Annotated in this window: 27 protein-coding genes; 18 read left to right on the forward strand and 9 right to left on the reverse strand. The window is 71.0% G+C overall.

The window, feature by feature from the left end; translation table 11 throughout:
* The first annotated feature begins 40 nt into the window (after positions 1 to 40).
* The gene (locus tag AB0J97_RS44250; RefSeq protein WP_357708050.1) at positions 41 to 904 is read left to right on the forward strand and encodes a hypothetical protein; all 864 of its coding nucleotides are present in this window, start codon (positions 41 to 43) and stop codon (positions 902 to 904) included.
* Between the two features lie 322 nt (positions 905 to 1226).
* Positions 1227 to 1430 carry a developmental transcriptional regulator BldC gene (gene bldC / locus AB0J97_RS44255; protein WP_013133571.1) on the forward strand — a complete coding sequence of 68 codons (204 nt, stop codon included), beginning with the start codon at positions 1227 to 1229 and terminating at the stop codon, positions 1428 to 1430.
* A gap of 121 nt (positions 1431 to 1551) precedes the next feature.
* Here bldC and AB0J97_RS44260 read toward each other — a convergent pair whose 3' ends face one another.
* Positions 1552 to 2139 (reverse strand): TetR/AcrR family transcriptional regulator, encoded by a 588-nt coding sequence (locus AB0J97_RS44260; RefSeq protein WP_357708049.1) that lies wholly within the window; start codon positions 2137 to 2139, stop codon positions 1552 to 1554.
* Positions 2140 to 2420: 281 nt separating this feature from the next.
* On the opposite strand from AB0J97_RS44260, the gene AB0J97_RS44265 reads away from it, so the two are divergent.
* The 4 genes from AB0J97_RS44265 (at position 2421) to AB0J97_RS44280 (ending at position 6436) form a co-directional block, all read left to right on the forward strand.
* The gene (locus AB0J97_RS44265; protein WP_364101235.1) at positions 2421 to 3413 is read left to right on the forward strand and encodes a LacI family DNA-binding transcriptional regulator; all 993 of its coding nucleotides are present in this window, start codon (positions 2421 to 2423) and stop codon (positions 3411 to 3413) included.
* A 208-nt stretch (positions 3414 to 3621) separates the two neighbouring features.
* Positions 3622 to 3870 (forward strand): hypothetical protein, encoded by a 249-nt coding sequence (locus AB0J97_RS44270; protein ID WP_357708046.1) that lies wholly within the window; start codon positions 3622 to 3624, stop codon positions 3868 to 3870.
* A gap of 131 nt (positions 3871 to 4001) precedes the next feature.
* Entirely contained in the window at positions 4002 to 4847 is an 846-nt protein-coding gene (locus tag AB0J97_RS44275) for an N-acetylmuramoyl-L-alanine amidase (RefSeq protein WP_364101238.1), read from the forward strand.
* Positions 4844 to 6436, forward strand: a complete 1593-nt coding sequence (locus AB0J97_RS44280) for a beta-N-acetylhexosaminidase (protein ID WP_364101241.1) — start codon at positions 4844 to 4846, stop codon at positions 6434 to 6436. Before AB0J97_RS44275 ends, AB0J97_RS44280 begins: the two co-directional genes overlap by 4 nt.
* Positions 6437 to 6443: 7 nt before the next feature.
* Here AB0J97_RS44280 and AB0J97_RS44285 read toward each other — a convergent pair whose 3' ends face one another.
* The 3 genes from AB0J97_RS44285 to AB0J97_RS44295 are packed head-to-tail and all read right to left on the reverse strand — an operon-like array spanning position 6444 to position 8735.
* Entirely contained in the window at positions 6444 to 7004 is a 561-nt protein-coding gene (locus AB0J97_RS44285) for a GNAT family N-acetyltransferase (protein ID WP_364101244.1), read from the reverse strand.
* 21 nt (positions 7005 to 7025) lie between these two features.
* Positions 7026 to 8078, reverse strand: a complete 1053-nt coding sequence (locus AB0J97_RS44290; protein ID WP_364101247.1) for a quinone-dependent dihydroorotate dehydrogenase — start codon at positions 8076 to 8078, stop codon at positions 7026 to 7028.
* A 6-nt stretch (positions 8079 to 8084) separates the two neighbouring features.
* Complete coding sequence (locus AB0J97_RS44295; RefSeq protein WP_357708038.1) at positions 8085 to 8735, reverse strand: response regulator transcription factor; 651 nt, start codon at positions 8733 to 8735, stop codon at positions 8085 to 8087.
* Positions 8736 to 8753: 18 nt separating this feature from the next.
* On the opposite strand from AB0J97_RS44295, the gene AB0J97_RS44300 reads away from it, so the two are divergent.
* Both AB0J97_RS44300 and lpdA read left to right on the forward strand, forming a co-directional pair.
* Entirely contained in the window at positions 8754 to 9128 is a 375-nt protein-coding gene (locus tag AB0J97_RS44300; RefSeq protein WP_357708036.1) for a tautomerase family protein, read from the forward strand.
* A 39-nt stretch (positions 9129 to 9167) separates the two neighbouring features.
* The gene (lpdA, locus tag AB0J97_RS44305) at positions 9168 to 10547 is read left to right on the forward strand and encodes a dihydrolipoyl dehydrogenase (RefSeq protein ID WP_357708034.1); all 1380 of its coding nucleotides are present in this window, start codon (positions 9168 to 9170) and stop codon (positions 10545 to 10547) included.
* Between the two features lie 56 nt (positions 10548 to 10603).
* Here lpdA and AB0J97_RS44310 read toward each other — a convergent pair whose 3' ends face one another.
* Positions 10604 to 11068, reverse strand: a complete 465-nt coding sequence (locus AB0J97_RS44310) for an anthrone oxygenase family protein (protein WP_364101251.1) — start codon at positions 11066 to 11068, stop codon at positions 10604 to 10606.
* Between the two features lie 116 nt (positions 11069 to 11184).
* On the opposite strand from AB0J97_RS44310, the gene AB0J97_RS44315 reads away from it, so the two are divergent.
* Positions 11185 to 11673, forward strand: coding sequence for a hypothetical protein (locus AB0J97_RS44315; RefSeq protein WP_364101254.1), 489 nt, complete (start codon positions 11185 to 11187; stop codon positions 11671 to 11673).
* Here the strand turns inward: AB0J97_RS44315 and AB0J97_RS44320 are convergent, their stop codons facing one another.
* On the reverse strand, positions 11674 to 12504 hold the full coding sequence (locus AB0J97_RS44320) for a nucleotidyltransferase domain-containing protein (RefSeq protein WP_364101257.1): 831 nt from the start codon (positions 12502 to 12504) through the stop codon (positions 11674 to 11676).
* 138 nt (positions 12505 to 12642) lie between these two features.
* Here AB0J97_RS44320 and AB0J97_RS44325 point away from each other — a divergent pair, with 138 nt between their 5' ends.
* The 7 genes from AB0J97_RS44325 to AB0J97_RS44355 all read left to right on the forward strand — a co-directional run bounded on the left by AB0J97_RS44325 (position 12643) and on the right by AB0J97_RS44355 (position 19509).
* Positions 12643 to 13410 (forward strand): hypothetical protein, encoded by a 768-nt coding sequence (locus AB0J97_RS44325; RefSeq protein ID WP_364101260.1) that lies wholly within the window; start codon positions 12643 to 12645, stop codon positions 13408 to 13410.
* A gap of 79 nt (positions 13411 to 13489) precedes the next feature.
* Entirely contained in the window at positions 13490 to 13957 is a 468-nt protein-coding gene (locus AB0J97_RS44330) for a hypothetical protein (RefSeq protein ID WP_357708027.1), read from the forward strand.
* 76 nt (positions 13958 to 14033) lie between these two features.
* On the forward strand, positions 14034 to 14750 hold the full coding sequence (locus AB0J97_RS44335; protein WP_364101264.1) for an ABC transporter ATP-binding protein: 717 nt from the start codon (positions 14034 to 14036) through the stop codon (positions 14748 to 14750).
* Entirely contained in the window at positions 14747 to 15472 is a 726-nt protein-coding gene (locus AB0J97_RS44340) for an ABC transporter permease (RefSeq protein ID WP_364101267.1), read from the forward strand. The genes AB0J97_RS44335 and AB0J97_RS44340 overlap by 4 nt, the downstream gene beginning before the upstream one ends.
* Entirely contained in the window at positions 15469 to 16650 is a 1182-nt protein-coding gene (locus AB0J97_RS44345) for a sensor histidine kinase (RefSeq protein ID WP_364101270.1), read from the forward strand. The genes AB0J97_RS44340 and AB0J97_RS44345 overlap by 4 nt, the downstream gene beginning before the upstream one ends.
* A gap of 3 nt (positions 16651 to 16653) precedes the next feature.
* Positions 16654 to 17280, forward strand: coding sequence for a response regulator transcription factor (locus tag AB0J97_RS44350; protein WP_357708022.1), 627 nt, complete (start codon positions 16654 to 16656; stop codon positions 17278 to 17280).
* A 186-nt stretch (positions 17281 to 17466) separates the two neighbouring features.
* Positions 17467 to 19509 (forward strand): cellulose binding domain-containing protein, encoded by a 2043-nt coding sequence (locus tag AB0J97_RS44355; protein ID WP_364101274.1) that lies wholly within the window; start codon positions 17467 to 17469, stop codon positions 19507 to 19509.
* A 54-nt stretch (positions 19510 to 19563) separates the two neighbouring features.
* On the opposite strand, the gene AB0J97_RS44360 is transcribed toward AB0J97_RS44355, so the two are convergent.
* The gene (locus AB0J97_RS44360) at positions 19564 to 21393 is read right to left on the reverse strand and encodes a protein kinase (RefSeq protein WP_364101277.1); all 1830 of its coding nucleotides are present in this window, start codon (positions 21391 to 21393) and stop codon (positions 19564 to 19566) included.
* A gap of 152 nt (positions 21394 to 21545) precedes the next feature.
* Positions 21546 to 22529, reverse strand: a complete 984-nt coding sequence (locus tag AB0J97_RS44365) for a DUF5937 family protein (RefSeq protein ID WP_357708019.1) — start codon at positions 22527 to 22529, stop codon at positions 21546 to 21548.
* A gap of 141 nt (positions 22530 to 22670) precedes the next feature.
* On the opposite strand from AB0J97_RS44365, the gene AB0J97_RS44370 reads away from it, so the two are divergent.
* Positions 22671 to 23519, forward strand: a complete 849-nt coding sequence (locus tag AB0J97_RS44370) for an isocitrate lyase/phosphoenolpyruvate mutase family protein (RefSeq protein WP_364101281.1) — start codon at positions 22671 to 22673, stop codon at positions 23517 to 23519.
* 90 nt (positions 23520 to 23609) lie between these two features.
* Here the strand turns inward: AB0J97_RS44370 and AB0J97_RS44375 are convergent, their stop codons facing one another.
* Positions 23610 to 24152, reverse strand: coding sequence for a hypothetical protein (locus AB0J97_RS44375; RefSeq protein ID WP_364101284.1), 543 nt, complete (start codon positions 24150 to 24152; stop codon positions 23610 to 23612).
* 153 nt (positions 24153 to 24305) lie between these two features.
* On the opposite strand from AB0J97_RS44375, the gene AB0J97_RS44380 reads away from it, so the two are divergent.
* Entirely contained in the window at positions 24306 to 25115 is an 810-nt protein-coding gene (locus AB0J97_RS44380) for an endonuclease/exonuclease/phosphatase family protein (protein ID WP_364101287.1), read from the forward strand.
* Positions 25116 to 25490: the final 375 nt, after the last annotated feature.

Below are 25490 nucleotides of genomic sequence, written 5' to 3' on the forward strand. Positions count from 1 at the left end.
CAACGGTGCACGCAGGTGCTCTTCGTGACACGATGCCTCCGTGCTGCCCTATGCCGCCTACCTCCGCGTCTATGAGCCACTGACCGCGTTCGCCGAGTCCGAGCGCAAGCTGTGGGCCGACTACGCCGACTCACGTGACCGTCCGCGCCGGGCGAACGCGCTCAACGCGGAGCACGGCGAGTCGGTCATGCGCCTGCTCGGCATGCCCCCTGAGCCCGTTCCCGCCCAGGAGAGCCCCAATGCCTATCTGCGGCGCGTTGAGGACCGTTTGTACGTATGTCCCTGGCAGACCCGGTTGCGGTCCTGGCTGGCCTTCTCACGGCTTCGTGGCGCCACTCCTGTGAAGCTGATGGACCGCCTCGTGCCCAAGGCCATCGCCGAGCAGACGGCCGACGACTTCGACCGGTTCAAGCGCCGGGCCGGTTCGTCCGCCTTGCGTACGCACATTCGCACCACGGCGTGGCATGTGCCGCCATCGTGGTTCGTACCGTTTGATGGGAACGAGCGCTGGCTGGTGCTCGGCTCCTCCACCCCGGGACAGGACGTGACGACCGCTACGGGCCGTAACCTCATCTACGTCACCTCCATGGCACAGGCCAGGAGGCGGGCCGCCCGCGCCCTCAACGTGATGCGCCGGCACCTCGGCGACACGTCGTCCAACCTCGACGTGGAGGACATCGCGCGCTGGCTGGAGGAGTTCCACCCGCACTCGCTGGTCGAGCTCGACTACGGCGGCCTGGTCCGTCTGATGAACGACGACGCGCTTCAGGCCGACCAGTCGGTTGCTGAGCTTTCGGCCGCTTTGACCGGTCTGGACACGGGTCAAGAAGAACTTGCCTATGCCATGTACCAGCGCGTCATCCTTCGGTGGAAGTCAATGCAACAGCTGGAATCAGCCAACTGAGCCCCAAAACAACCGTCTGACCTGCATGAGTAGGTCACGTCTCGCGGCTGCTCTCTTCTGCGAACTGAGTAGTTTGCCGTTTTCACTGCGATACCACGAACCGTGTCGCTAGAATCACCGAGCGTGACATCGCCATGGGGGCGGGCAGTTGGGTCAAAGAAGGGCTCGCCAATCGCTCTGCGTGGCGGTATGGTCACATCGGGTGATGCCGCATATGGCTCAGAAAAGCCGCACGCTCTGCGCCATAGGGGGACATCCGTGACACGCGCAAAGGCAGTCACAGGATCGCTAAGCCGGTCCACACGGAGGAGAGGCCGCACAAATGTCAGCTCGTACACCCGAGGCCGAGCCGCTGCTCACGCCCGCTGAGGTCGCGACCATGTTCAGGGTCGACCCCAAGACCGTTACGCGGTGGGCCAAGGCGGGCAAGTTGACGTCGATTCGCACCCTCGGTGGTCATCGGCGTTACCGGGAGACCGAGGTTCGCGCACTGCTGGCGGGCATTCCGCAGCAGCGTTCCGAGTAGTCGCAAGGGTCGTCACGAACCTCAGGGGGGTTGAGGGTGGACCAGGTACGCATGCCCGGTCCACCGACGTGACGTCGCACGGGGAAGTTGGCGTCGCCCGCCCGGCGCCACTCTTCCCCCGCTACGCCAGTTGCTCGCCGGTCAGCACGTCGAGCAGCTCGCCGACCCCGCCGTCGTAGGCGGCGGCGACGCCCAGCAGGGCCACCATGTGATCGACGAGCATCTTCTCCAGGATCGGCCGCTCGACGTCGCGATGCTCCAGCCAGTCGAGACCGGCCGTCTCCACGGAGGCGATCCACGAGCGCAGCGTGGTGCGCAGCACCGGGCTCGGCTCCTCGACGCGCATCTGCTTCTGGATGAGGCGGAACAGCCTCCGGCGCACGCCGTCGACGATCTCCCCCACTTCGCCCGCCCGGTTGGCGGGCCCACCGCGCAGCAGCGCGGCGAAGCCGGCGGCGTGCTCCTCGACGAAGTCGAAGTAACGCCCGAGGCCCGCGGCCAGCTCGTCGAGCGGCCTGCCGCCCTCGGCCGGGCGCAGCCGCGACTCCAGCTGCTCCGCCGCGCTCCTCAGCGCGGCCACGTAGAGCTCCTGCTTGCCACCGAAGTAGTGGTAGACGAGCGCTCGTGAGGCGCCTGCCGCCGAGGCGACGTCGTCGATCGAGACGGCCTCCGCGTCACGGGTGCTGAACAGCTCCAGCGCAGCCGCCATGAGCTCTTCGCGACGGCGGTCCACACTCAGCCTTCGGCGTGCGGGCCGTGCCGTCTCGGCCGACTTCCCGGGTGTCACACCTGCACAGTATCCGACGACGTGCCCAATAGCGGACGTGTGGCGAATGGGTCAATATCAGGCTTCCCTAACCCGAAGCCGTACCCTGCGGCTTACTCGATCGTTTGGTGAGACAGGTGCCCATATCCGCATCGCGGGGGAGACACATGTCAGGACCGCCCGTCAACACTTCAACCATCGCCGAGCTCCGCGAGGTAGAGCCATTGCCTCGGCCACGACCCACCATCCGCAACGTCGCCGAGCGAGCCGGCGTCTCGAAGTCGCTGGTCTCACTCGTGCTGCGCGGATCCCCGCACGTGAGCGAGCATCGGCGGCAGGCAGTGCTCCAGGCGGCGCGCGAGCTCGGCTACCGGCCGAACGCGGTCGCGCGCAGCCTGGTGGAAGGACGTACCCATCTGGTCGGGGCGCTCGTCGCCGACCTGCACAACCCGTTCTACGCCGAGTTCCTCGACGGCCTGCAGGAGAGCCTGCACGGCGACGGGCTGCGCATGCTGATCGGGAACAGCCAGTGGGACCCGGCGTTCGAGGACGAGGCCGTGGAGGCCTTCCTGGAGCTCCGGGTCGACGGGCTGGTGCTCTTAGGCATCGCGCCGACCAGCGAGACGCTGATCGAGGCCACCGCCTACACCCCGACCGTCGTCGTAGGGGAACGTGACATCGAGCTCGACGGCGTCGACATCGTGGTCGACGACGACCAGCTCGGCGCCCGTCTGGCCATCGACCACCTGGTGAACCTCGGGCACAAGCGGATCGCGCACATCGAGGGCCCTCGGTCCTCGCGCTGCGAGGGCTACCTCGTGGCGATGCGCAGGCATTCGCTGGCGCCGTACATCATGGTCGAGGCGGCGGACGCGACCGAGGAGGGCGGCCGGGAGGCGGCGATCGCCCTGCTGACCCGCGACCCGCGGCCGACGGCCGTGTTCGCGGCCAACGACGTGGTGGCGCTCGGGGTGCTGGCCGCCGCGGCCGAGCTGGGGCTGCGGGTGCCGGACGACCTGTCCGTCATCGGCTACGACAACACCCACCTGTCGGCCTCGCGGCACATCTCGCTCACCTCGGTCGACCAGCCGCGCCGCGCCATGGGCAGGTCGGCGGCCGCGCTGCTGAGCGACAGGATAGGCGAGCCGGCCAAGGGCGCCCGGCTGCGCGAGATCCAACCCGAGCTGATCGTGCGCCGCAGCACGGGACCTGCCTGAGGGATATCTGCCGGTTGCGCTGCCGTTGCGGGCCTTCGCCGGGCGCCGCAATGGCACGGCGGGCCCATGCGCAGGTCTCTCGTCAGCAAGGCCGCCCAAAGCCTGGGTCAAGCCGTACGGCAGCGTCGCCGCACGGCGGTTTACTCGTCAGGGTCATGCTAATTGTGGCCGAATCTGGTTCGGTCACGATCTGATCCGGGGGACAGTCATGCGTGATCCAGAACTGGTGTCCTGCGCCCAGCGCGCGGCGGCCGAGCTCGAACGCGCCTGGGGGCACTGGCGCGCCGGCAGGGGGCGGGGCGCCGACGTCGGCGCCGAGTCCGTCGCCAGCTACGTGGCGCACTCCCTCGACCATCCGTGGGGCCGCCCCCGCGTCGTCCTCGGCCTCGACGCCGAGGACGCGCGGGAGCTGGCCGCCCTGCTCGAACGGCAGGAGGTCGGCGAGCACGTGTGGTGAAGCGGACGGCGAAACCGCCAGGCGGACCGCCCCAGCGGTCCCGATCGGACGCTTCGGTGGGGCGGCAGGCCGACTCGCAGGATTCCTGTTGATACGGGCCTGAACGCGGGGCTTCACGTAAGTTGGAGCTCATGCGTGCTCTACCAGCCACCGTCCTCGCCGTCTGCGGCCTGATCGCCTCCGCGTGCGGCGGCACCGAGCCCGGTGGCGTCGCGGCAGGTCAGGCCGCCTCCTCCGCCGAGGCGCCGGCCCAGCCACCCGCCCAGGACGGGCCCATCCAGGGGACGCCCGCGCAGCAGGCACCACCCGACGCCAAGCCGCTCAACGGCAAGGTCGTCGTCATCGACCCGGGGCACAACGGCGGCAACTTCCGCGACCCGAAGGCCATCAACCGCAAGGTCAATGTGCTGACGCAGTGGAAGCCCTGCGACACGACCGGCACCGAGACCAACAACCACTACACCGAGGCCGCCTTCGCCTGGGACGTCTCCAACCGCATGGCCAAGATCCTCAGGGGCCGCGGCGCGACCGTCAAGCTGACCAGGTCCGACAACGACGGCGTCGGGCCGTGCATCACCCAGCGGGCCGCGATCGGCAACAAGGCCAAGGCCGACGCCGCGATCTCGGTGCACGCCGACGGCGCCGCCGCCGCGGGCCACGGGTTCCACGTGATCATCCCGAAGAAGATCAACGGGCCGGTGGACAAGGTCGTGGCGCCCTCCACCAGGCTGGGGGTGGACGTGCGCGACGCCTTCGCCAGGGGCACGGGCCTGCCGTACTCCACCTACGTCGGCAGCAAGGCGCTCAGCTTCCGCAACGACCTCGGCGGACTCAACCTCTCGACGGTGCCGAAGATCTTCGTCGAGTGCGGCAACATGCGCAACGCGGGCGACGCGGCCAAGTTCCAGGATCCGAAGTTCAGGCAGCGGATCGCCTTGGCACTCGCGAACGGGATGCAGCACTATCTCGAAGCATGATTCCTCGCCCAGAGCTGCTCAATGATCTTTCCGGATCCTTCGAACTGACCTCGGGCGCGACCGTCGCCGGTCCCTTCGCGGACGCGGTACGTCGCGCGCTCCCCCTCCTCGACCTCCGTCCGGGAGACTCGGGCGACATCGAGGTACGTCAGGATCCCGCGCTCGGCGAGGAGGCCTACCGGCTGACCACCGGGTCGCGCGGGGTCGAGATCGTCGCGGGCGGGGCGGCGGGCGCGTTCTACGCCGCGCAGACGTTGCACCAGTTGCTGCCGGACGCCTCCTACCGGTTCGCCGTGGGCGCGTCGTGGCCCGTGCCCGGGGTGCGGGTCGAGGACGCGCCGCGGTTCGCCTGGCGGGGGCTGCACCTCGACGTGGCCCGGCATTTCTCCCCCAAGCGGGAGGTGCTCCGGCTGATCGACCTGATGGCCGTGCACAAGCTGAACCGGCTGCACCTCCACCTGGTCGACGACCAGGGCTGGCGGGTGGAGAGCAGGGCGTACCCGCTGCTGCACGAGGTCTCCTCGCACCGGCCGCGCACGGCCAGCAACTACTACCGGGAGCCGGAGGCGTACGACGACGTCCCGCACGGCGGCTACTACTCGCTGGACGACCTGGCCGAGATCGGCGCGTACGCGCGGTCCAGGTTCGTCACGGTGGTGCCCGAGATCGACGTGCCGGGGCACGCCTCGGCGATCCTGGCCGCCTACCCGTCGCTCGGCGCCACCGGCGAGCGCTACGACGTGCTCGACCGGTGGGGCATCTCGCCGGCGATCCTGTCGCCGCTGCCGCCGACCGTCGAGTTCCTGACCACGATCTTCGACGAGATCATCGGCGCGCTGGGCGAGGTGCCCTTCTTCCACATCGGCGGGGACGAGGTCGTCCTCGACCACTGGGCGCAGTCGGCGGAGATCACGGCCTACCGCGACTCGCTGGGCCTGTCCACGGTGATCGACCTTCAGTCGTGGTTCCTGCGCGCGCTGGCCGACGCCCTGGCCGAGCGCGGCTCGCGCGCGGTGGTGTGGGACGAGGCGTTCGTCAGCGGCGGGCTGCGCCAGGACACCGTGGTCATGCCGTGGCGCGGCATGGGCGTCGGGCGGCGCGCCGCCGCGGCGGGTCACGACGTGGTCGCCACTCCGGTGTTCCCGCTCTACTTCGACTACGCCGAGGCGGCCTCGGCCGACGAGCCGATGGCCATCGGCGACGCCACCACGGTGGCCGACGTGGCCGCGTTCGCCCCGGCCCCCGCCGACTGGACGGACGAGGAGCGGGCGCGGGTCATGGGCGTGCAGGCCCAGCTCTGGACCGAGCGGGTGCCCGACCCGAGGACCGTCGACTACCGGCTCTGGCCGCGGTCGTGCGCGCTGGCGGAGGTGGCCTGGGCCGGCTCGGCCGGCGACGGGTTCACCGGGCGGCTGGAGGAGCACCTCGGGCGGCTCGACGCGATCGGCGTGGAGTACCGGCCGACGGCGGGCCCGCACCCGTGGCAGCGGCGGCGTCCGCACCGGCCGAGCGGCGTGCGGGTGAGCGAGGTGATGGAGCGCATCGACGCCATGACGCACGACGCGGAGTCGACCAGGCCGAGCGTCTGACCGGCGGTCACATGGGCGCGGGGCGGTCGTTGAGGATGACCTGGAACAGCACGTGGTCCTGCCACGCGCCGTCGATGCTGACGGCGCGGGGGGCCATGCCGTACTCCTCGAAGCCCGCCTTGCGCAGGACCGCCTGGGAGGCCTTGTTGTGCGGGAGCGTGCCCGCCTCGACCCGGTGGAGGCCCAGGTCTTCGTCGGCGGCCCGGCACGCCTCCAGCACCGCCTTGGTGGCCAGCCCCCGCCCGTTGTACGCGGCGTCCACCCAGTAGCCCAATGACGCGCTCTGGGCGGCGCCGCGGATGATGCTGTTCAGGTTCATCCTGCCCACGACGCGGTCGCCGTCCGCGAGCACCCACGGCATCACGAACCCGGCCGCACGGTCCTCGGCGAGTCGTTCGAGGCGTGCGGCCTGGCCGGCGGACGTGAAGAAGTCGGCCGGCCTGCGGGGCTCCCAGGGGCGCAGGAAGTCGCGGTTGCGGCGGTAGGCGGCGGCCAGCGCCTCCGCGTCGGACCTGGCGATCGCGCGCATGACGACGTCATCGGTGAGCCTCACCTCGGCATTGATCACGATCCCACGATAGGGGGAGACCTAGGCGGTGCGGCCGATCGCCTCGGTGACGGAGGACAGGCCGTGGCGGCGGACCCGACGGGCGAGCTGCCGGTGGATGCGGGCCGCCCACAGCGGGCCGCCGTAGATCCAGCCCGTGTAGCCCTGGACCAGGGTGGCCCCGGCCAGCAGGCGCTCCCAGACGTCGTCGACGTCCTCGACGCCGCCCACGGAGATCAGGGTGAGCCGGTCGTCGACCTTGGCGCGCAGCCGGCGCAGCACCTCCAGCGAGCGCGCCTTGAGCGGGCGTCCGGACAGGCCGCCGGTCTCGCCGCCGTGCCTGATGGTGGTGTTGGTCGCGATGATGCCGTCGAGGCCCAGCTCCACGGCCAGGTCGGCGACCGCGTCGATGTCCTCGTCGGCCAGGTCGGGGGCGATCTTCACCAGCAGCGGCGTGCGGCGCGGCGTCGCGTCGGCGACCTCCTTGACCGCGACCAGCAGCGGGCGCAGCAGCTCGACCGCCTGGAGGTTGCGCAACCCGGGCGTGTTGGGCGAGCTGACGTTGACCACCAGGTAGTCGGCCAGCGGGGCCAGCTCCCTGGCACCGGCCACGTAGTCGGCCACCGCCTCGGACTCCGGCACCACCTTGGTCTTGCCGATGTTGACGCCGACCACGACGGGCACCCCGCGCGTACGGCGGAGCCGGCGGGCGGCGGCGCGGGCGCCGGAGTTGTTGAAGCCCATCCTGTTGATCACCGCCCGCTCCCCCGGCAGCCGGAACAGGCGAGGGTGCGGGTTGCCCGGCTGGGCGTGCGCGGTGATGGTGCCGACCTCGACGTGGCTGAACCCGAGGGCGGCGATCGCCTCGGCGCAGGCCGCGTCCTTGTCGAACCCGGCGGCCAGGCCGAACGGGCCGGGGAAGTGCACGCCGAACGCGGTCACCCGCAGGACCGGGTCGTGCGGGGCGAACGCTCGGTGGAGCAGCCGCTTGAGCATGGGCAGCCGGGCGAGCACGGCCAGGCCCCTGACGGTGAGACGGTGCACGGCCTCGGCGTCGAACCGCCGCAGGACCTGTGTGAACACGAGGCGATACATCACAGGTCAGGCTACCAATCCCGCTTCGTGGGCGATGATCGCGGCCTGGACGCGGTTGCGCACGTCGAGCCGGGTCAGGATCGTGCTCACGTACGCCTTCACCGTGCCCTCCACGATGTGCAGCCGCTTGGCGATCTCCGCGTTGGACAGGCCCGCGCCGAGCAGGGCCAGGACCTCCCGCTCGCGGTCGGTGAGGCCGCCGACGCGGTCGCGGGCCTGGGCCTCGCGCGTCATCCTGCCGCCGGCGAGCTGGGCGATCACACGCTGGGCCACCTTGGGCGACAGGTACGCCGCGCCGTCGGCGACCGCGTGGATGCCGGCGATCAGCTCGCGCGGGTCGCCGGACTTGAGCAGGAACCCGGCGGCGCCCACCTCCAGCGCCTTGGAGATGTAGTCGTCCTCGCCGAACGTGGTCAACATCACCACGGCCGTGGCGGGCGCGACGCGGCGCAGCTCGGCCGCGGCGGCCAGGCCGTCGAGCCGTGGCATGCGGATGTCGAGCAGGGCGACGTCGGGACGGTGGCCGATGGCCAGGTCGACGGCCTGCCTGCCGTCGCCGGCCTCGGCCACGACCTCCAGGGACGGGTCGGAGTCGAGGATCGCCCTGACCCCGGCCCGGATCATGGCCTCGTCGTCGGCGAGAAGTACGCGGATCACACCCTCTATATTGCCGACATGGCACAAGTGAAGGTTTACGGACGGCGTGACGTGTGGGGCGGACGGCAGCGGGAGATCTCCGATCTGCTGCAGTCATGCCTGGTGAGCGCGTGGGGCGTGCCTGAGGAGAAGCGCTTCCACCGGTTCCTGCTGATGGACGCCGACGACTTCGTCTGCCCTCAGCGAAGCGCGAACTATCTGATCATCGAGGTCGTGTGCTTCACGGGACGCAGCGACGACGCCAAGCGGGCGCTGATCCGGGCGATCTACGAGAAGTCGGGCTTCGACCCCGAGGACGTGGAGATCACGATCATCGAGATGCCCAAGGTGAACTGGGGGATCCGCGGGGTTCCGGCCGACGAGCTGACGCTGTCGTACAAGGTGGAGGTCTAGCGTCAAGGGTGACCTGGGGCGGGCGGTATGGTCCGAGTCATGAGCACTCACTATGACGTCGTCGTTCTCGGCGCGGGTCCCGGAGGATACACGGCCGCCGTCCGCGCCGCCCAGCTCGGGCTGCGTACCGCGGTCGTCGAGGAGAAGTACTGGGGTGGCGTCTGCCTGAACGTGGGCTGCATCCCGTCCAAGGCGCTGCTGCGCAATGCCGAGCTGGCCCACATCTTCCACAACGAGGCCAAGACGTTCGGCATCAGCGGTGAAGTGAGCTTCGACTACGGCGCGGCCTTCCAGCGCAGCCGCAAGGTGGCCGACGGCCGGGTCAAGGGCGTTCACTACCTGATGAAGAAGAACGCCATCACCGAGTACGACGGCCGCGGCACCTTCCTCGACGCCAACACGCTGCAGGTCAACGACGAGACGATCACGTTCGACCACTGCATCATCGCGGCCGGCGCCACCACCAGGCTGATCCCGGGCACGCAGTTGTCGGAGCGGGTGGTGACGTACGAGGAGCAGATCCTCACCGAGAACCTGCCGCGCAGCATCATCATCGCGGGCGCGGGCGCGATCGGCGTCGAGTTCGCCTACGTGCTGCACAACTACGGCGTCAAGGTCACGATCGTGGAGTTCCTCGACCGGGTCGTGCCGCTGGAGGACGAAGAGGTCTCGGCCGAGCTGGCCAAGCGCTACAAGCGGCTCGGCATCGAGGTGCTGACCTCGACCCGCGTCGACGGCATCGAGGACACCGGCGGCTCGGTCAAGGTCACCGTCACCCGCGACGGCCAGACCCAGGTGCTGGAGGCCGACAAGGTCATGCAGGCCATCGGGTTCCAGCCGCGCGTCGACGGCTACGGCCTGGAGAAGACCGGCGTGCAGCTCACCGAGCGCGGCGCGATCGCCGTCGACGGCCGCTGCCGCACGAACGTGCCGCACATCTTCGCCATCGGCGACGTCACCGCCAAGCTCATGCTGGCCCACGCCGCCGAGTCGATGGGCATCATCGCCGCCGAGACCATCGGCGACGCCGAGACCATGGAGCTCGACTACGTGATGATCCCGCGGGCCACGTACTGCCAGCCGCAGGTGGCCAGCTTCGGCTACACCGAGGCGCAGGCCCGCGACCTGGGCTACGACGTCAAGGTGGCCAAGTTCCCCTTCACGGCCAACGGCAAGGCCCACGGCCTCGGCGACACGGCCGGGTTCGTCAAGATCATCAGTGACAACACCCACGGCGAGCTGCTCGGCGCCCACCTGATCGGCCCCGAGGTCACCGAGCTGCTGCCCGAGCTCACGCTGGCCCAGCAGTGGGACCTCACCGTGCACGAGGTCGCGCGCAACGTGCACGCGCACCCGACGCTCGGCGAAGCGGTCAAGGAGGCGATCCACGGCCTCGCGGGCCACATGATCAACATGTGATCCCGTCGCGCGGATGCGCATCCCGGTGCCCGTCCATCGGGATGCATCCGGCCGGTTCAGACCCAGACGTACAGGGCCACGCCCAGCAGCGCCACGGCCAGCGCCGAGGCCCATCCGCGCAGCGTGTTCCACCGGGTCCAGCGCGGCGCGTACGCCTTCCACGCCAGCTCGCCCGCCTCGATGGCGTTGTTCATCGGCACGTTGACCGCGGCCGTGACGACGATCGAGCCCGCGAAGTAGACGGCGGCCGCCGCGAACGCCAGGACCGCGGGCCCGCCGTCCCCGCCGATCAGCAGGAACACGCCGGCCAGCAGTGAGGCCACGGGCGCGAGCGTGAACGTCGACAGGAACCCCGGATTCAGGATCTTCCTGTTCATGCTGCGCATGGCGGCCGTCGCGCCGTCCTCCCCCACGGCGTCCAGGCCGGGCATGACCGAGGTGGAGAAGGCGAAGAACACGCCCGCCATCAGTCCGTTCAGGACCAGGGCGAGCACCGAGAGAACGATCGCGACTACGCTCACGTCCCTATGATCCCTTAAGTCACAGTTGTCCGGAAACGAGGGGCAAGCCGCGATTCTCATTGAACGTTCATGTATTCCTGAGATGTCTCTGAGACCGGGGGCGCAGCGTGGTGCGCGTGCCTCCAACGAACGCGCAAACGCAGATCGCACGGCTCGGCGCCGTCACGGTACGCCTGGGGCTCTTCGGCCTGGTCGCGCTGGGCATCCTGGGCGCGGCCCTGGAACTGGCCTTCGAACGTCACTGGCAGTCCTGGCAGCAGTTCGTCCCGTGGGTGGCGCTTTTGGCGCTCGGGGCCGCGCTCGTGGTGCTCGCCCTGGACGCCTCCCCCCTCACGCTCAAGGTCGTCCGCGGGATCGCGCTGGTGGTGCTGCTCGCCTCGGCCTACGGGGTGTACGCGCACATCTCGGCCAACCATGACATGGGCGCCTTCGACCCCCGATACGCCGACACCTGGCAGACCCTCTCCCCCCTCACCCAGTGGTGGTACGCGCTGACCAAGTCCGTCGGCCCGGCCCCGCCGCTCGCGCCCGGCATGCTCGCCCAGAGCGCGCTCCTGCTGCTGCTGACCACCCTGGCCCCCGCCAAGGCCAAGGAGAACGCCTGATCACACCCCGCAGGCGGCCCGGACGTCGGCGACGAGCCGTTCGGCGGCGGCCACCGTACGGGTGATCTCCTCCCGCGTGCCGCCGACGGACGCGAACAGCGCCTGGGCCCGCTCCCCGAACCCGGCGGGCGCCGAGGGCAGCCGGTCGGCGGCGGCGACCATGCCCTTCTCGTTGATCAGCCAGGCCCCGTCGGCCGCGTGCAGGGCGTGACAGGCGACGCCGATCGCCCGGAACAGCGCCCCGGCCGCGTACGCGGGGTCCTGGCCGGCGGCGCCGTACCCGGCGATCGTCAGCGAGAAGCCGGCCTCCCACAGCCCCTGGACCAGCGCCTCGCGCAGCGCGGGCGGGTACTCGGCCGTCTCGGCGCGCAGGGCCGCCAGCTCGCCGGACGGATCGGCGAGCACCTTGCACAGCGCCACCTCGCCCGCGTAGGCGTGGGAGTAGAAGCCCAGCGGATGGCCGGCCTGGACGCCGACCTCGTACCGGCCGGCGAGGCAGTCGTGCCAGACGCGGCGCACGCGGTCGAGGTCGCGGTAGATCCAGTCGACCCGCAGACCGTCGATGGTGAGCCAGCCGCCGCCGTCGACCCACGGGCCCCAGCCGCCGGGCTCGGTCACGTCGGTCGGCTCACCGGTCATCTCCCGGGCCAGCTCGCGCAGGTCGGCGACGGCCAGGCGCCCCCGGTAGTAGAGGCCGAGGTCGATGTCGGAGTCGGGCCGGTGGGTGCCGCGTGCCCGGCTCCCGCCGAGCGCCACGGCCACCACGCCGGGCACCTCCGCCAGCCTTCCGGCGATCTCCCGCAGCCGTTCGTCAGTCATCTCGTCCGCCATTCAGCCCACCCTAGCGAGGCTCAAACCGCATATTTCTGAACCACTCCGACATCTTTCGCGTCACACTCATGCACCGCCCGGTGTGTGACCCGTGAGACTGGAGACACCGAAGTGGCTTTAGGTCGCAAGCTCGTAGCCATGGCCGTGATGACGGCCGCCGTGCTCACCACGGAAGGGGCCGTGGCCCGGGGCGAGGCCCGCCCGCCGGCCGCCGCCGCCCAACAGCCGACCCCCGTGACCACCACCGCCCTGACCGCCGCCCTCACCGCCGGCCCCATCACCGGCGCCGAGCCCACCTGCATGCGCGTCAAGGGCGCCGAGGCGTGCGTGGGCCCCGACGGCAGCGACCGGCCGGGCATCTGGATCGAGGACACGCGGAACGACAAGCTGCACGCCGCGGTCGAGTACCACCTGAACGAGTACCTCGGCACCAAGTACGTCATCCACAACCTGGGCGGCAAGGGCGAGATCCGGGGCAACCGCGAGATCGGCAGGACCGTGACGTTCCGGGCCGCCGTGTACGAGGGCAACCACCGCGTCAAGGTGGGCCGCTGGAAGACGGTCCGCAACCTCACCAAGTACCCGGTCAGGCGCGACACCGAGGTCACCCCGGCCGCCGCGCGGGGACGTTCGGAGCGGTGCACGTCCACCAAGGGCGGGGCGAGCGTGTGCTTCCACGAGCGCGACACCTACGTCTTCGCCTGCGACACCAGGGCCGACGAGTACCAGGCGCGCGCCGAGTACTTCGTGGCCGGCGACCCGACCGCCCGGTACGAGATCCACCAGCTCGCCGGCCTCGGCACCTGCGGCAAGGCAGAGCACGGCGACAGGTCGGTCAGCATGTACCGCGCCTCGGTCTTCAACGGCTCCCGTCGGGTCGCGACGCGGCAGTACAAATACAACTAGTTTGCAAGCGGCCCGGCAAGCCGGATGAAATCGGTCCAATGCACCGTGTGGTCATCCCCCGAGAGGAAGGAACCCCTCGATGACCACCTCCCGTACCGCCGCCGTCCTGACCGGTGTCGCCGCTGCCGCCCTGCTCGCGCTCGCCGCCTCCCCCGCCCAGGCCGCCTCGGCGGCCTCGTGGGGTCCCTACTACGCCCCCGGGCACGCCGCCAAGGCGACCGGCTCGCTGAGCGCGACCGGCGAGGACCACGCCGACCTGCCGACCGCCGACGCGGTGCGGATCTCCGGCAAGCTGACCGACCAGACCCGCAAGGACTCGGCCTGCGGCTGGGCGGTGTTCCGGATCACGTACCGCGACGGGAGCAACCTGCCCTTCAAGGAGCGCAGCGTCCGGAACTGCTCCTACGGCTCGGCCAAGCGGTTCTCCTTCGAGTACCGCGACGTCTACCAGGTCGAGCTGAAGGTCTGCGCCGAGGGCAGGGGCTCCAAGCCGTCCCTGAACTGCCTGTACGCGGGCACCTGGAAGACCCTCTACCTGTCCAAGTGACGCATCGGCGGCGGCGTCCCGGCCATCCACCGATCGGTGGATGTCGCGGCCGCCGCTCCGCCGTGATGCTCAGATCATGACAGTCATCGAGATCGACGACCTGCGCAAGAACTACAGACACACCCGGGCGCTCGACGGCGTCTCCCTGACCGTGGAACGCGGCGAGATCTTCGGGCTCGCCGGGCCCAACGGCGCGGGGAAGACGACGGTCGTGGAGTGCGTGTCCGGGCTGCGGCGTCCCGACGGCGGCAGCGTGCGCGTGCTGGGCCTCGACCCGCAGGGCGACCGGCGGGCGCTGCTCCAGCGCGTCGGCGCCCAGTTGCAGGAGGCCGCCCTCCCCGACGGCATCAAGGTCGGCGAGGCCCTGCGGCTCTACGCCTCCCTGTACGACCACCCCGCCGACTGGCGGGCCGTCATGGACGAATGGGGCCTGACCGAGAGGAAGGACGCCCGCTTCGGCGGCCTGTCCGGCGGCTGGAAGCAGCGCCTGTTCATCGCGCTGGCCCTGGTCGGCGACCCCGAGGTGGTCCTGCTCGACGAGCTGACCACCGGCCTCGACCCCGACGCCCGCCGCACCACCTGGGGGCTGATCAAGGCCATGCGCGACCGGGGGATCACCGTCGTCCTGGTCACCCACTTCATGGACGAGGCCGAGGCCCTGTGCGACCGGATCGCCGTCATCGACCGCGGCCGGGTGGTGGCCGAGGGCAGCCCGCGCGAGCTGATCGGCGAGGCGCGGGCCGCCTCCCTGGAGGACGCCTACTTCACCCTGACGGGGAGGGCCCAGGCATGAAAGGCTTCACGCGAGTCATCGCCGTCGAGCTCAGGCTGGGGTTGCGCGATCCGATGTCGGCCTACTTCGCACTGGCCTTCCCGCTGGTCATGCTCTGGGTCAAGCTGCGCGGCGGCGACCGGCCGCTGCCCGGCGGCGAGCGGCTCGTCGACGCGACCGTGCCGATGCTGACCGTCTTCGTCGTGGGGCTGGCCGCGCTGGTCGTCCTGCCCGCCACGCTGGCCCAGTACCGGGAGCGGCGGGTGCTCAAGCGGCTGCGGGCCACCCCGGCCACGCCGTTCATGCTGTGCGGCGCCCAGTGGACCGCGCACATGCTGCTGGCCGTGCTCGGAAGCGTGCTGCTGGTCGTCCTCGGCGTGGCCGGCTACGGGCTGAGCGCGCCCGCGAGCCTTCCAGGCGTGGTCCTGGCCTGGTTGCTCGGCGCGCTCAGCCTCGGCGCCGTCGGGCTGCTGCTGGGCGCGCTGGCCCCCAGCGGCCGGGCGGCGACCGTGATCGGGCTCGCCCTGTTCTTCCCCATGGTGTTCCTGTCCGGCGCGGTGATCCCGCGCGAGACCATGTCGGGGTCGATGCGGGCGATCGGGGACCTGACGCCCATGGCGCCCGCCGTCCAGGCGATCCGCGACGGCTGGTCGACCGGCGCGCTTCCGCCGCTCGCGCTCGGGATCATGGTGGCGGTCGGCGTGGTCGCCGGCGGCGTCGCGGTGAAGGCCCTGCGGTGGTGAGCCGGTGGGAGCGGGTGACCGCGGCCCTGCCGTACCTGCTGGTGCTGCTTCCCGCGCTGTTCTCGCTGCTGCGGGCCTGGCGGGTGGAGGTGCTGGCGCTGGCGCTGTTCGCGGCGGCCTGGCACTGGTTCGTGGTCGCCTACCGTCCCGGCTGGACGGCGCGGGCGTGGGTGGTGGCCGGCTACTTCGTGGTGCTGCTGGCGGTGGTCGTGGCGCTGGTGCGGATCGACACGGTCTTCACCGTGACCGGGGTGGGGGTGTTCGTCCAGTGCTTCGCGCTGCTGCCGGGGTTGTGGGCGTACGCGGGGGTCGCCGTGACGGTCGGGACGCTGGTCGTCGCCCGTCCGCCGGACGGTCGCAGCCCGGTCGAGCTGCTGGCCTCGTTCGTGGTCGGGGTGCTGGTGGCGTCCATGACCGGGCTGGTGTTCCAGACCGTCTCCGAGCAGAACACGCAGCTGAAGGAGAAGAGCGCCCGGCTGGCCGCGCTCGCCGAGGAGAACGCCGAGCTCCAGGCCCGGCTCCTGGTCCAGGCCCGCGAGGCGGGCGTGCTCGGCGAGCGGCAGCGGCTGGCCAGGGAGATCCACGACACCGTCGCCCAGGGGCTGACCGGCATCCTCACCCAGCTGGAGGCGGCCGACGAGGCCGTCGGAGCGGCGCCTGCGGTGCGCGCGCGGCTGGCGACCGTACGCGAGCTGGCCAGGGAGAGCCTGACCGAGGCCCGCCGCTCGGTCCAGGCGCTGCGCCCGGCGCCGCTGGCCGCGGCGCAGCTCGGGACGGCCCTGTCGGAGGTGGCGGCGGCCTGGTCGCGGGCGTCGGGGGTGCCCGCCCCGGTGTCGGTCACGGGCGACGCCCGGCCGCTGCACACCGAGGTGGAGAGCACGTTGTTGCGGGTGGCCCAGGAGGCGCTGGCCAACGTGGGCAAGCACGCGCGGGCCGCCCGGGTGGGGATCACGCTGTCGTACATGGAGGACGTGGTGGCGCTCGACGTCCGTGACGACGGGTCCGGCTTCACCCCCGGCTCCGGCTCCACCGGCGGGTCCGGCGGCGGGTTCGGGCTGGTGGCCATGCGGCAGCGGGTCACCCGCCTGGCCGGCAGCCTCGCCGTCGAGAGCGCCCCTGGCCAGGGGACGGGCATCTCCGCCACCGTTCCGGCCATCCCCGCCGACCCGGGAACGTGAGCCATGCCCGTACGCCTGATCATCGTCGACGACCACCCGGTGGTCCGCGACGGGCTGCGCGGCATCTTCGAGACCGACGGCTTCGAGGTGGTCGGCGAGGCCGCCGACGGCGCCGAGGCGCTCGCGGTGGCCCTGCGCACCGGCCCCGACGTCGTGCTCCTCGACCTGCGCATGCCGGGGACGAGCGGCGCCGAGCTCATCCGCCGGCTGCGCGAGCAGTGCCCCGGCACGCACGTGCTCGTGCTGACCACCTTCGGCGACGACGCCGACGTGGTGCCCGCGATCGAGGAGGGCGCCACCGGCTACCTGCTCAAGGACACGCCACGCGCCGAGCTGCGGCAGGCCGTGCTGGCGGCGTCCCGCGGCGAGACCGTGCTGTCGCCGGCCGTGGCCGGGGTGCTCACGCGGCGCGCGCACGCGCCGGAGCAGCGCACGCTGAGCCCGCGCGAGCTGGAGGTGCTCGCTCTCATCGCCCGCGGCGCGACCAACCGTGAGGTGGCCAGGCGGCTGTTCGTCACCGAGGCCACGGTGAAGACCCACCTGCTGCACGTCTTCGCCAAGCTGGAGGTCAAGGACCGGGCGGCGGCCGTCGCGGCGGCGTACGACAGGGGCCTGCTCAAGCCCGCCTGACCGGCGTCACGCGTGAAAGTTTCAGCGCCGATTGACGGGCCGGAGCCGACGTCGCATGATCATGCTTGCCTCCTGGTCAGGAGGGGGCGTCGAGTCAACCGCTACCCACGGCTTCTTCTCACGGCTTCTCACGGCTTCCCACGGCTTCCCACGGCTTCCCACGGCTTCCCACGGCGAGGTACCCCGATGCCTGGCATGACCCTGCCCCGGGCCGCGACCGCGGCCCTCCTGACCCTGACCGCGCTGATCGCTCCCCCGGCGCGCGCCGATGACGTCACCCCCGTCGCGGTGACCGTCAACGCCCGCGCCGCCCTGGCCACCGCCCCCGAGACCGGCATCGGTTCCAACCATGCGATCTGGGACTCGAACCTGGGCACCGACCAGACCGCCGACCTCCTCAAGGACGCGGGCGTCAAGCTGCTGCGCTACCCCGGCGGCTCCTACTCCGACATCTACCACTGGGCCACCCACACCGCCCCCGGCGGGTACGTCGCCCCGAACACCGACTTCGACACCTTCATGCGCGGCGTACGGCGTACCGGCGCGCAGGCCATGGTGACCGCCAACTACGGCACCGGCACCGCCGAGGAGGCCGCCGCCTGGGTCCGGCACGCCAACGTCACCAAGGGCTACGGCGTCAAGTACTGGGAGATCGGCAACGAGAACTACGGCAACGGCCACTACGGCAGCGCCTGGGAGGCCGACGACCACGCCGACAAGAGCCCGGCCGAGTACGCGCGCAACGTCGTCGCCTACGCCGACGCCATGAAGGCGGCCGACCCGTCCATCAAGATCGGCGCGGTGCTGACCACCCCCGCCAACTGGCCCGACGCCATCACCGCCGAAGGCGACGACGGGAGCTGGAACAAGGTCGTCCTGTCCCTGGCCGGGCCGAAGATCGACTTCGTGATCCTGCACTGGTACCCCGGCGCCCTGGACAGGGCCGGCCAGATCCCGGACATGATCCAGCTCACCCGGCGGCAGATCGCCGCGTACGCCGGGCCCGGCTCGGACCGGATCGGCCTCGCGATGACCGAGTTCAACACCGGCTCCAGCAGCAACGGCACGAACACCCAGCCCGGCGCCCTGGCCGCCGCCGACGCCTACGCGAGCCTGCTGGCGAACGGCGTGTTCACCGTCGACTGGTGGAACGTGCACAACGGCATCGGCAACGTCACCGAGGTCGAGGGGCACACCGACTACGGTGACTTCGGGCTGCTGTCCAGCGGGGTCTGCAACTCGTCCGGGGTGTGCGAGCCGCCGTTGAACACGCCGTTCGCGCCGTACCACGCGCTGCAGATGGTCAGCAGGTTCGCCCGTGCCGGGGACCAGTTCGTCCGGGCCGGGACCGACCAGCCGAAGGTCAGCGCGCACGCCGTCCGGCGGCCCGACGGCGGCCTCGCGGTCATGCTGATCAACACCTCGCCGGACACGTCCTACCCGGTCGCCGTGGACTACGCGGGCTTCACGCCGGCCGCGGGCGCGCCCACCGTACTGACCCACACGAACGGCGCCACCTCCATCACCACCGCGACCACCGGCACCCCCACCAGCCAGACGCTGCCCCCGCTCTCCCTGACCACCTTGGTCCTGCGCCCCGCCACGCCGCAGACCGGCCTCCCCGGCGCGCCCGGCCGCCCCACGGCCTCGAACGTCACCGACAAGGCCGCCACCCTCTCCTGGCCCGCCGCCGCCCCCGGCGCCCGCCCGATCGCCAAGTACGAGCTCCACCGCCAGAACGGCGCCGTCAGCGAGCAGCTCGGCGAGACCGCCGGCACCTCCTACACGGTGGGCAACCTCAGGCCCGGCAGCACCTACACGGTCAACGTGATCGCGCGCGACAGCGGCGGCGGCGTCTCCTGGGCCTCCCCGCCCCTGACCTTCACCACCGGCACCCCCGCCACCAGCTCCTGCGCCGTCCGCCTCACCGACCAGACCGACTGGGCCAGCGGCTACGTCGGCGCCATCGAGATCACCAACAACGGCGCCCCGGTCAACGGCTGGACCCTGAGCTTCACCTGGCCGAGGCCCTGGCAGAGTCTGGGCAGCGGCTGGAGCGCCACCTGGACCGAGACGGGCTCGAACGTCAAGGCCGTCAGCGAGCCCGGCAACGCGTCCCTGGGCACGGGCGCCTCGACGACGATCGGATTCGTCGGCAACTACGCCGGCCCGAACCTCCTCCCCACCACCTTCACCCTCAACGGCGCCGTCTGCACCACCAGAACGTGACCACTGGCTTGACCGCGCGAAGGGCCGTTCCCCATCGGGCGGCCCTTCCGCGTGTCACCAGAGGAGCCAGGGGCTCTCCGCGCCACCGCCGAACGCCGCCGTCCCCGCTCGCCGCCACCGCTGCCGTACGTCGTGCTTGGCCCGGATGGCCGGTGCCGTGGTGGTGAACGGCCCGCAGGTGGCGACCTCCCCGTCGTTGCGCGGGGCCACCCCGGAGCAGATGAACGGCTGAGAGACGTTCTGATCCGCGTCGGTGTTGTAGAGCTGGACGTGCACGTCCGAGCGAACCGTACTCGCCCCTCTGATGCGTCCCTTCAGGTAGAAGACATCGCCCACCATGGCCATGCAGGGCGACATCTCCACCCCCGAGCCGTTGCCCACCGAGATCCACGAACGGCACTTCCAGTCCGGCTGGGAGCTGCGCGGCGGAGCGCTCGTCCCTTCCGTGCCGGGGTCCACGGTGTGCGGGGCCTCCGTCTTCCGCCCTGTCGGCGTCCGGCGGGGCTCGGCCGTACGGGCCGGCGTGGGGTCCGTGGTCGCGCTGGGCGCCGCCGTGCGTTCCGAGCCGCCCGTTCCCGGCGTACGGACCGGCTCCTTCGGCGTCTTCTTCGGCGACGACTTGAGCGGTTCCTCCTCCGCGTCGTCCGGCTGGGACGTCTTCTCGTCCGGCTCGGACGGAACGGGCGTCGCGGTCCCGGCCACTTCGGCGGTCGCGAGCCCCGGAAGCCCTGCCGCGTCGTTCACGGCCCCCGCGTCCGGCGTACGCCATGGCGCCATGACGGCCACCGCGGCCGCGGTGAGCACCACCGCCGTGGCGGTGCTCGCGACGACGATCCACTGACGAGACCGCCCCCGCCGCTGCGCAGCCGCCCCGGAAGGAACCGTCCCGTCCCCACCGCCTGCACCGGCGGACGGCACCGAGCCCCCGCCACCAACGGGCCCAACCCCAACAGCACCCCCGGACGGAGGACCCGCCCCACCGGCACCCGCGGGCGGCGGCAACGGCTCGGACGTCGCGGACGGAGCCTCCCCCTTCGCGACCCGCGGCAAGGCGGCCAGCCCGGTCACCGACGGCACCGCCTCCCGCAACGCCACCGCCACCTGCCCCGCCGCCGGACGCCCGGCCGGATCCTTGGCCGTGCAAGCGGCGATCACCGCCCACAGCGCGTCGGGCATCCCGGGCAACCGCCGGGGCATGGCCATCGCATGCTGCCGGAGCAGAGCCATCGGATGCTCACCGACGAACGGCGGACGCCCGGCCATCAGCTCGTAAAGGATCAGACCGACCGCATAGACGTCCACCGCCCCCGTGGGAGGGCCACCGTCGGCCACCTCGGGCGACAGGTACGCGGGCGTCCCGATGATCGAGGTCGTCTGCGTCAGCCCAGGCCCGAGGACGATCCGCGCGACCCCGAAGTCCGTCAGCCGCACCTGCCCTGTTGGCCCGTCGATCAGGACGTTCCCCGGCTTGACGTCCCGGTGCACGACACCCATCGCGTGCGCCGCCGCCAGCGCCTCGGCGACCTGGGCCATCAGCTCGGCGGCCACAGCCGGGGGCAGCGTGCCGTGCTGCTGGAGCAGGCCGCGCAGATCCCCGCCCTCGACCAGGTCCATCACCAGGGCGAGCCGCTCCCCCTCGATGACGAAGTCGCGCATCGTGACGATGTGGGGATGGCGTAGGGTCCGCAACACATTGCGTTCCTGGACGAACCGCAGCACCAGGTCCTGGTCACCGGCGAGGTTGCTGCGCAACATCTTGACCGCCACGGTCTCCCCGGTCTCCCGGTGCCGCGCCCGCCAGACGGTCCCCATCGCCCCGGCGCCGATCTCGTCGAGCAGCACGTACCGGCTGCCCAGGAACGCCTCGGCCCCATCCGCGTCCATCGCCCGCCTTCCCCCCGAACAATGGGGATCACAATAGTCAGGATGATCGGGACAAAAAAGATCAGCGCCCTCGCGGCCTCACACCGCACCCCCGGCTGACCAGGCCCGGCCCCGGCCGCGCGAACGCCCCCGGAACCAGCCGGCCTTCAAGCTCACACCTGAGCCGTGAGCAGAGCGTCCGCGAGCCCCGTACGGGCGTAGAACACCGTGCGGCCGGCCCGATGGGTGCTGGTCAGCCCGGCGGCCCGCAGCGCGGTGAGATGCTGCGACACCCCCGCCGCGGAAAGCCCCGACCGCTCGGCCAGCTCGGTGGTGGAGGCGGGCGAATCCAGTTCGGCCAGGAGCAACGCCCGGGACCGGCCGATCACGGCGGCGAGGGCGTCCATCGGCGCGTGCCTGCGCGACTCCCACAGCACGCCGATCCCACGGGCCGGATAGGCGAGCTGAGGCGGCTCCGACGGGACGGACCGCGTCAGCACCCGCGGCCACGCGAAGACCGACGGCACCAGGAGCAGCCCCGCCCCGGTCTCGATCCTGGTGATGGCACAGTGCCGCTGCGCCAGCTGGAGCCCTCCGCTGTCCCAGCGCACGGTGGGGTGCAGCTGGTCGAGCGTCCGGGCCGTACCGCTCTCGGCCACCTGACGCCCCCGATGGAAGACGTCCGCCTCCAGCACCGACCGGATCCGCGCCCAGTAGGGCGCGATCGCGAGCTCCCAGTACGCCTCGATCTCCGCGACGACCCTGGGCAGGTACGTCCGAGGGTCGCGGTGCAGGTTGCGCAGCCGGGGCGACAACCGGCCGCCCCGCTCGGCGGACAACAGGTCGAGGTCCCGCCGAACCCGCTCCGGGTCGCCGGCCTCGATGGCCGCCAGCTCGTCGGGCAGCTCATGGGACGCGGTCGTCGGATTGAGAAAGTCGGGAAGGTGACCGGCGGACGGAACCATGTCGGCCAGCCACCCACGATCGAGCCCCGCCGCCGCCAGCCGCGGACGCACCTGCTCGGCCCACCCACGATGAGGATCGGCCACCGTGGCCCCGGCCAGCACCCGGCAACTCGTGACGACCTCCCACATGGGAGAGACCGCGAACCGGGTCTCGGCCAGATCGTTCACCGAAAAGGCCAGCCGCGCCTTCATGCCGCCTCCAGAGCGTCCACGATTCGGTCAGAGCTTAATCAATGGACGCCTACTCCTCCGCCCGGCAACATCCCGGAGCAGGCACCCACCGAGCCATGGTGCCGGACTCCGAACACCCCGAAGGCGGTCACGCACATGCCTGTGGACAACTCTCCCGCCACTGCCGCGACGGCGACGGAAAAGGCCGATCTGTTCAGAAAGCTCAGCACCGACTCCGTCCTGATCCTCCCCAACGCCTGGGACGCCGCCAGCGCCGCCGTGATCGCCGCGGCCGGGGCCTCGGCCATCGCCACGACCAGCGGCGGCGTCTCCTGGTCCCTCGGCCGCGGCGACGGCCAGCACCTCACCCGGGACGAGATGCTGCAAACCGCCCGACGCATCGTGAACACCGTCGACGTACCCGTGACGGTCGACGTCGAGGGCGGCTACGGCCCCACCCCCGAGGACGTCGCCCAGACCGTCCGGGCGGTGGCGAAGGCCGGCGCGGTGGGCGTCAACCTGGAGGACTCCCAGGCCGTCGGCGGCCCGCTGTTCGACCTCGCCGACCAGACCACCAGACTCCGCGCGGCCCGGGAGGCGGCAGCCTCGGCAGGTCTCCCCGGACTCTTCGTCAACGCCCGCACCGACGTCTTCCTCTTCGCCATCGGCCCCTCCTCCGGCCGCCTGACCGAAGTGATCAGGCGCACGGCGGCCTACGCCGAGTCCGGAGCCGACGGAATCTTCGTCCCCGGCCTGCTCGACCTCGACGCGCTGGCCACGCTCTGCGCCGAGTCCCCGCTCCCGGTCAACGCGATGGCCGTCGCCGGCGGCCCCACGGTCGCGGAACTCACGCAGGCAGGCGTACGCCGGATCAGCCTGGGCACCGCCCTCGCCCAAACCGCCTACACCGCCGCCCGCAAGGCCGCCGAAGAACTCCTCACCGCCGGCACCTACGAAGCCCTGGCCGACTCCCTGGACTTCGGCGAACTCAACACCCTCTTCCACCCCTGATCCCCACCACTCCGCCACCCGGCCCGGCCGATGCGGGAACCGCAGCCGCCGCAATTCAAACATCGCGTTCCAACGATTCATGCGACGCCACTAATCACTGAACGTGTATTCCTTCCGATGCACCTCGAAATCGACGAACTCGATGACGATCAGAGTGATGTCGTCCGAACCAGCGCGCTCCGCAGCAATGGCTTCGAGACGATCAGCCGCTTCTGCCGATCCGCCTGGCCCACTCAGACTCTCCATCAGGAGCGCGTGAGAAACCACCGCGCCGAGTCCGCCCGTGCACAGCAGGATCCGGTCACCGGCGGACAGACCGAGGGCTACCAGGCCAGGGGCGTGCCCCTCGGGCCGTCCGTCGAGGAAGTGCGAGATCCGTTCCGGCGGCATCGGCAGGCTGTCGGCCTCAGCCATACCGTGGGCGTGCCCCTCGGTCGTCCAGATGAGCTCAGCGGTCCCGTCCTCTGTTCGCCGCACGACGTACGCCTGCGTATCGCCCATGTTCGCAAAGGCCGCCATGGTCCCAGACCACACCATGGTCACCAGGTCGGCGCCCATGCCCGCCTGCTCGGGTCGAGCCTCGATCTGTTGCCGGATGGACTGAGGCTTTTCCAACCTGATCGGGCCGATCAAGCAGGAGAGAACCGGGACGGGTTGGCATAAGAGGCTCTCGGCAGCTCGTACGCACGGGTCTGACCCCAAGAAGACCCATAGGCTCCTGATTGCCAGATATGCCGGTTGAGCGGTCTTGTGACGGCTCGGATCATGTGTGGAGGGAGCTCGGTGATGATGATCAGCCAGCTCGTGATCGCCGGGCTGTTGTTCCCGAACCTGTCCGTACAGGCACAGCCCCCTCTCCTCCACGTGATGACGTGGAACGTCTGTGCGGGCACCAACGCCGGGTGCGCGCTCTTTCGCCGCTCGAACGCCGAGCTGGCCTGGCACGTGGCAGTGCTGGCGACCGAGGCGGACGTGGTCTTCCTTCAGGAGTTCTGCACGGGCGCCGACGCCGACCTGGAACACGAGCTCGAACGCCGTACCGGCCGGAATTGGAGCGTCCGGTCGGCCGGGCTGAAGTACTCGGACGGTTCCCCGTACCAGTGCCTGCCTGACAGAAACGGCAGGCCGCGTGGGGTGCTGAGCGTCACCCTGGCCGTGGCCGGAGCGGACACCGGCCTCGTCGTGCACCCGCTGACCTCACCGCCGTGGGGAGCCCGCAGGTACGCCGTCTGCACGGCCGACCGGGCGTTCTGCACCGCGCACTTCTCGTCGGGATCGAGTTACGACGACAGGCAGAAGGGCAGGCCCTACCGGCACATCCAGTTGCGTGAGCTGTTCAAGCTCGGCCGGGGTGTGATCGGCGGCGACCTCAACCTTGTGCCGCGCGACGCCGCCGCGGCCTACAAGGGCCGCGACGAATGCGACCCGCGCCGGCGCTGGACCTACGTGACCCGCAGGCGGAAGATTGATTACGTGTTCGCCGGCGAGGGCCGCGTAAGGAAATGCTTCGTCGATTACGCCCGGAGCACGTGGTCTGATCACGTCCCGTTGCACGCCTGGGTGAGAGCAGGCTCAACGCCGCCTGCACCACGCTGAGCCGGCCCAGCACCAGGTTGTTCGTCATGCCCTACCAGCGAAACCCGAATTTTGCGCATCCACGCTGCCAGCCAGGGACGAGTTGGGATACGCCCTCACTGAGGCTCTTTCATGGGTCCACCGAGGATGAAAACAGCTCACTGTCGCTGCTCATGGCGGTCTTGCGGCACTCCGGCGCTGTCTGTGGTCAGGCTCCCCCGGCGTCACTGAGCCTGCGCTCGATGTGCGGTGGGCCGGTCGGGTGGGATCGGCCCGAAGAGGCCGCACGCCCGCCCGGTCCGGCGGCCGCCGCCGCCGCCTCATCGAAGCCGGAGCCCTGACCGAGTGCATCAAGACCCTGGCGGAGGTGGCCTGATGACCGAGGCCGTGCGCGAC

The organism is Nonomuraea sp. NPDC049607 (assembly GCF_040675375.1).
GTDB lineage: Bacteria > Actinomycetota > Actinomycetes > Streptosporangiales > Streptosporangiaceae > Nonomuraea.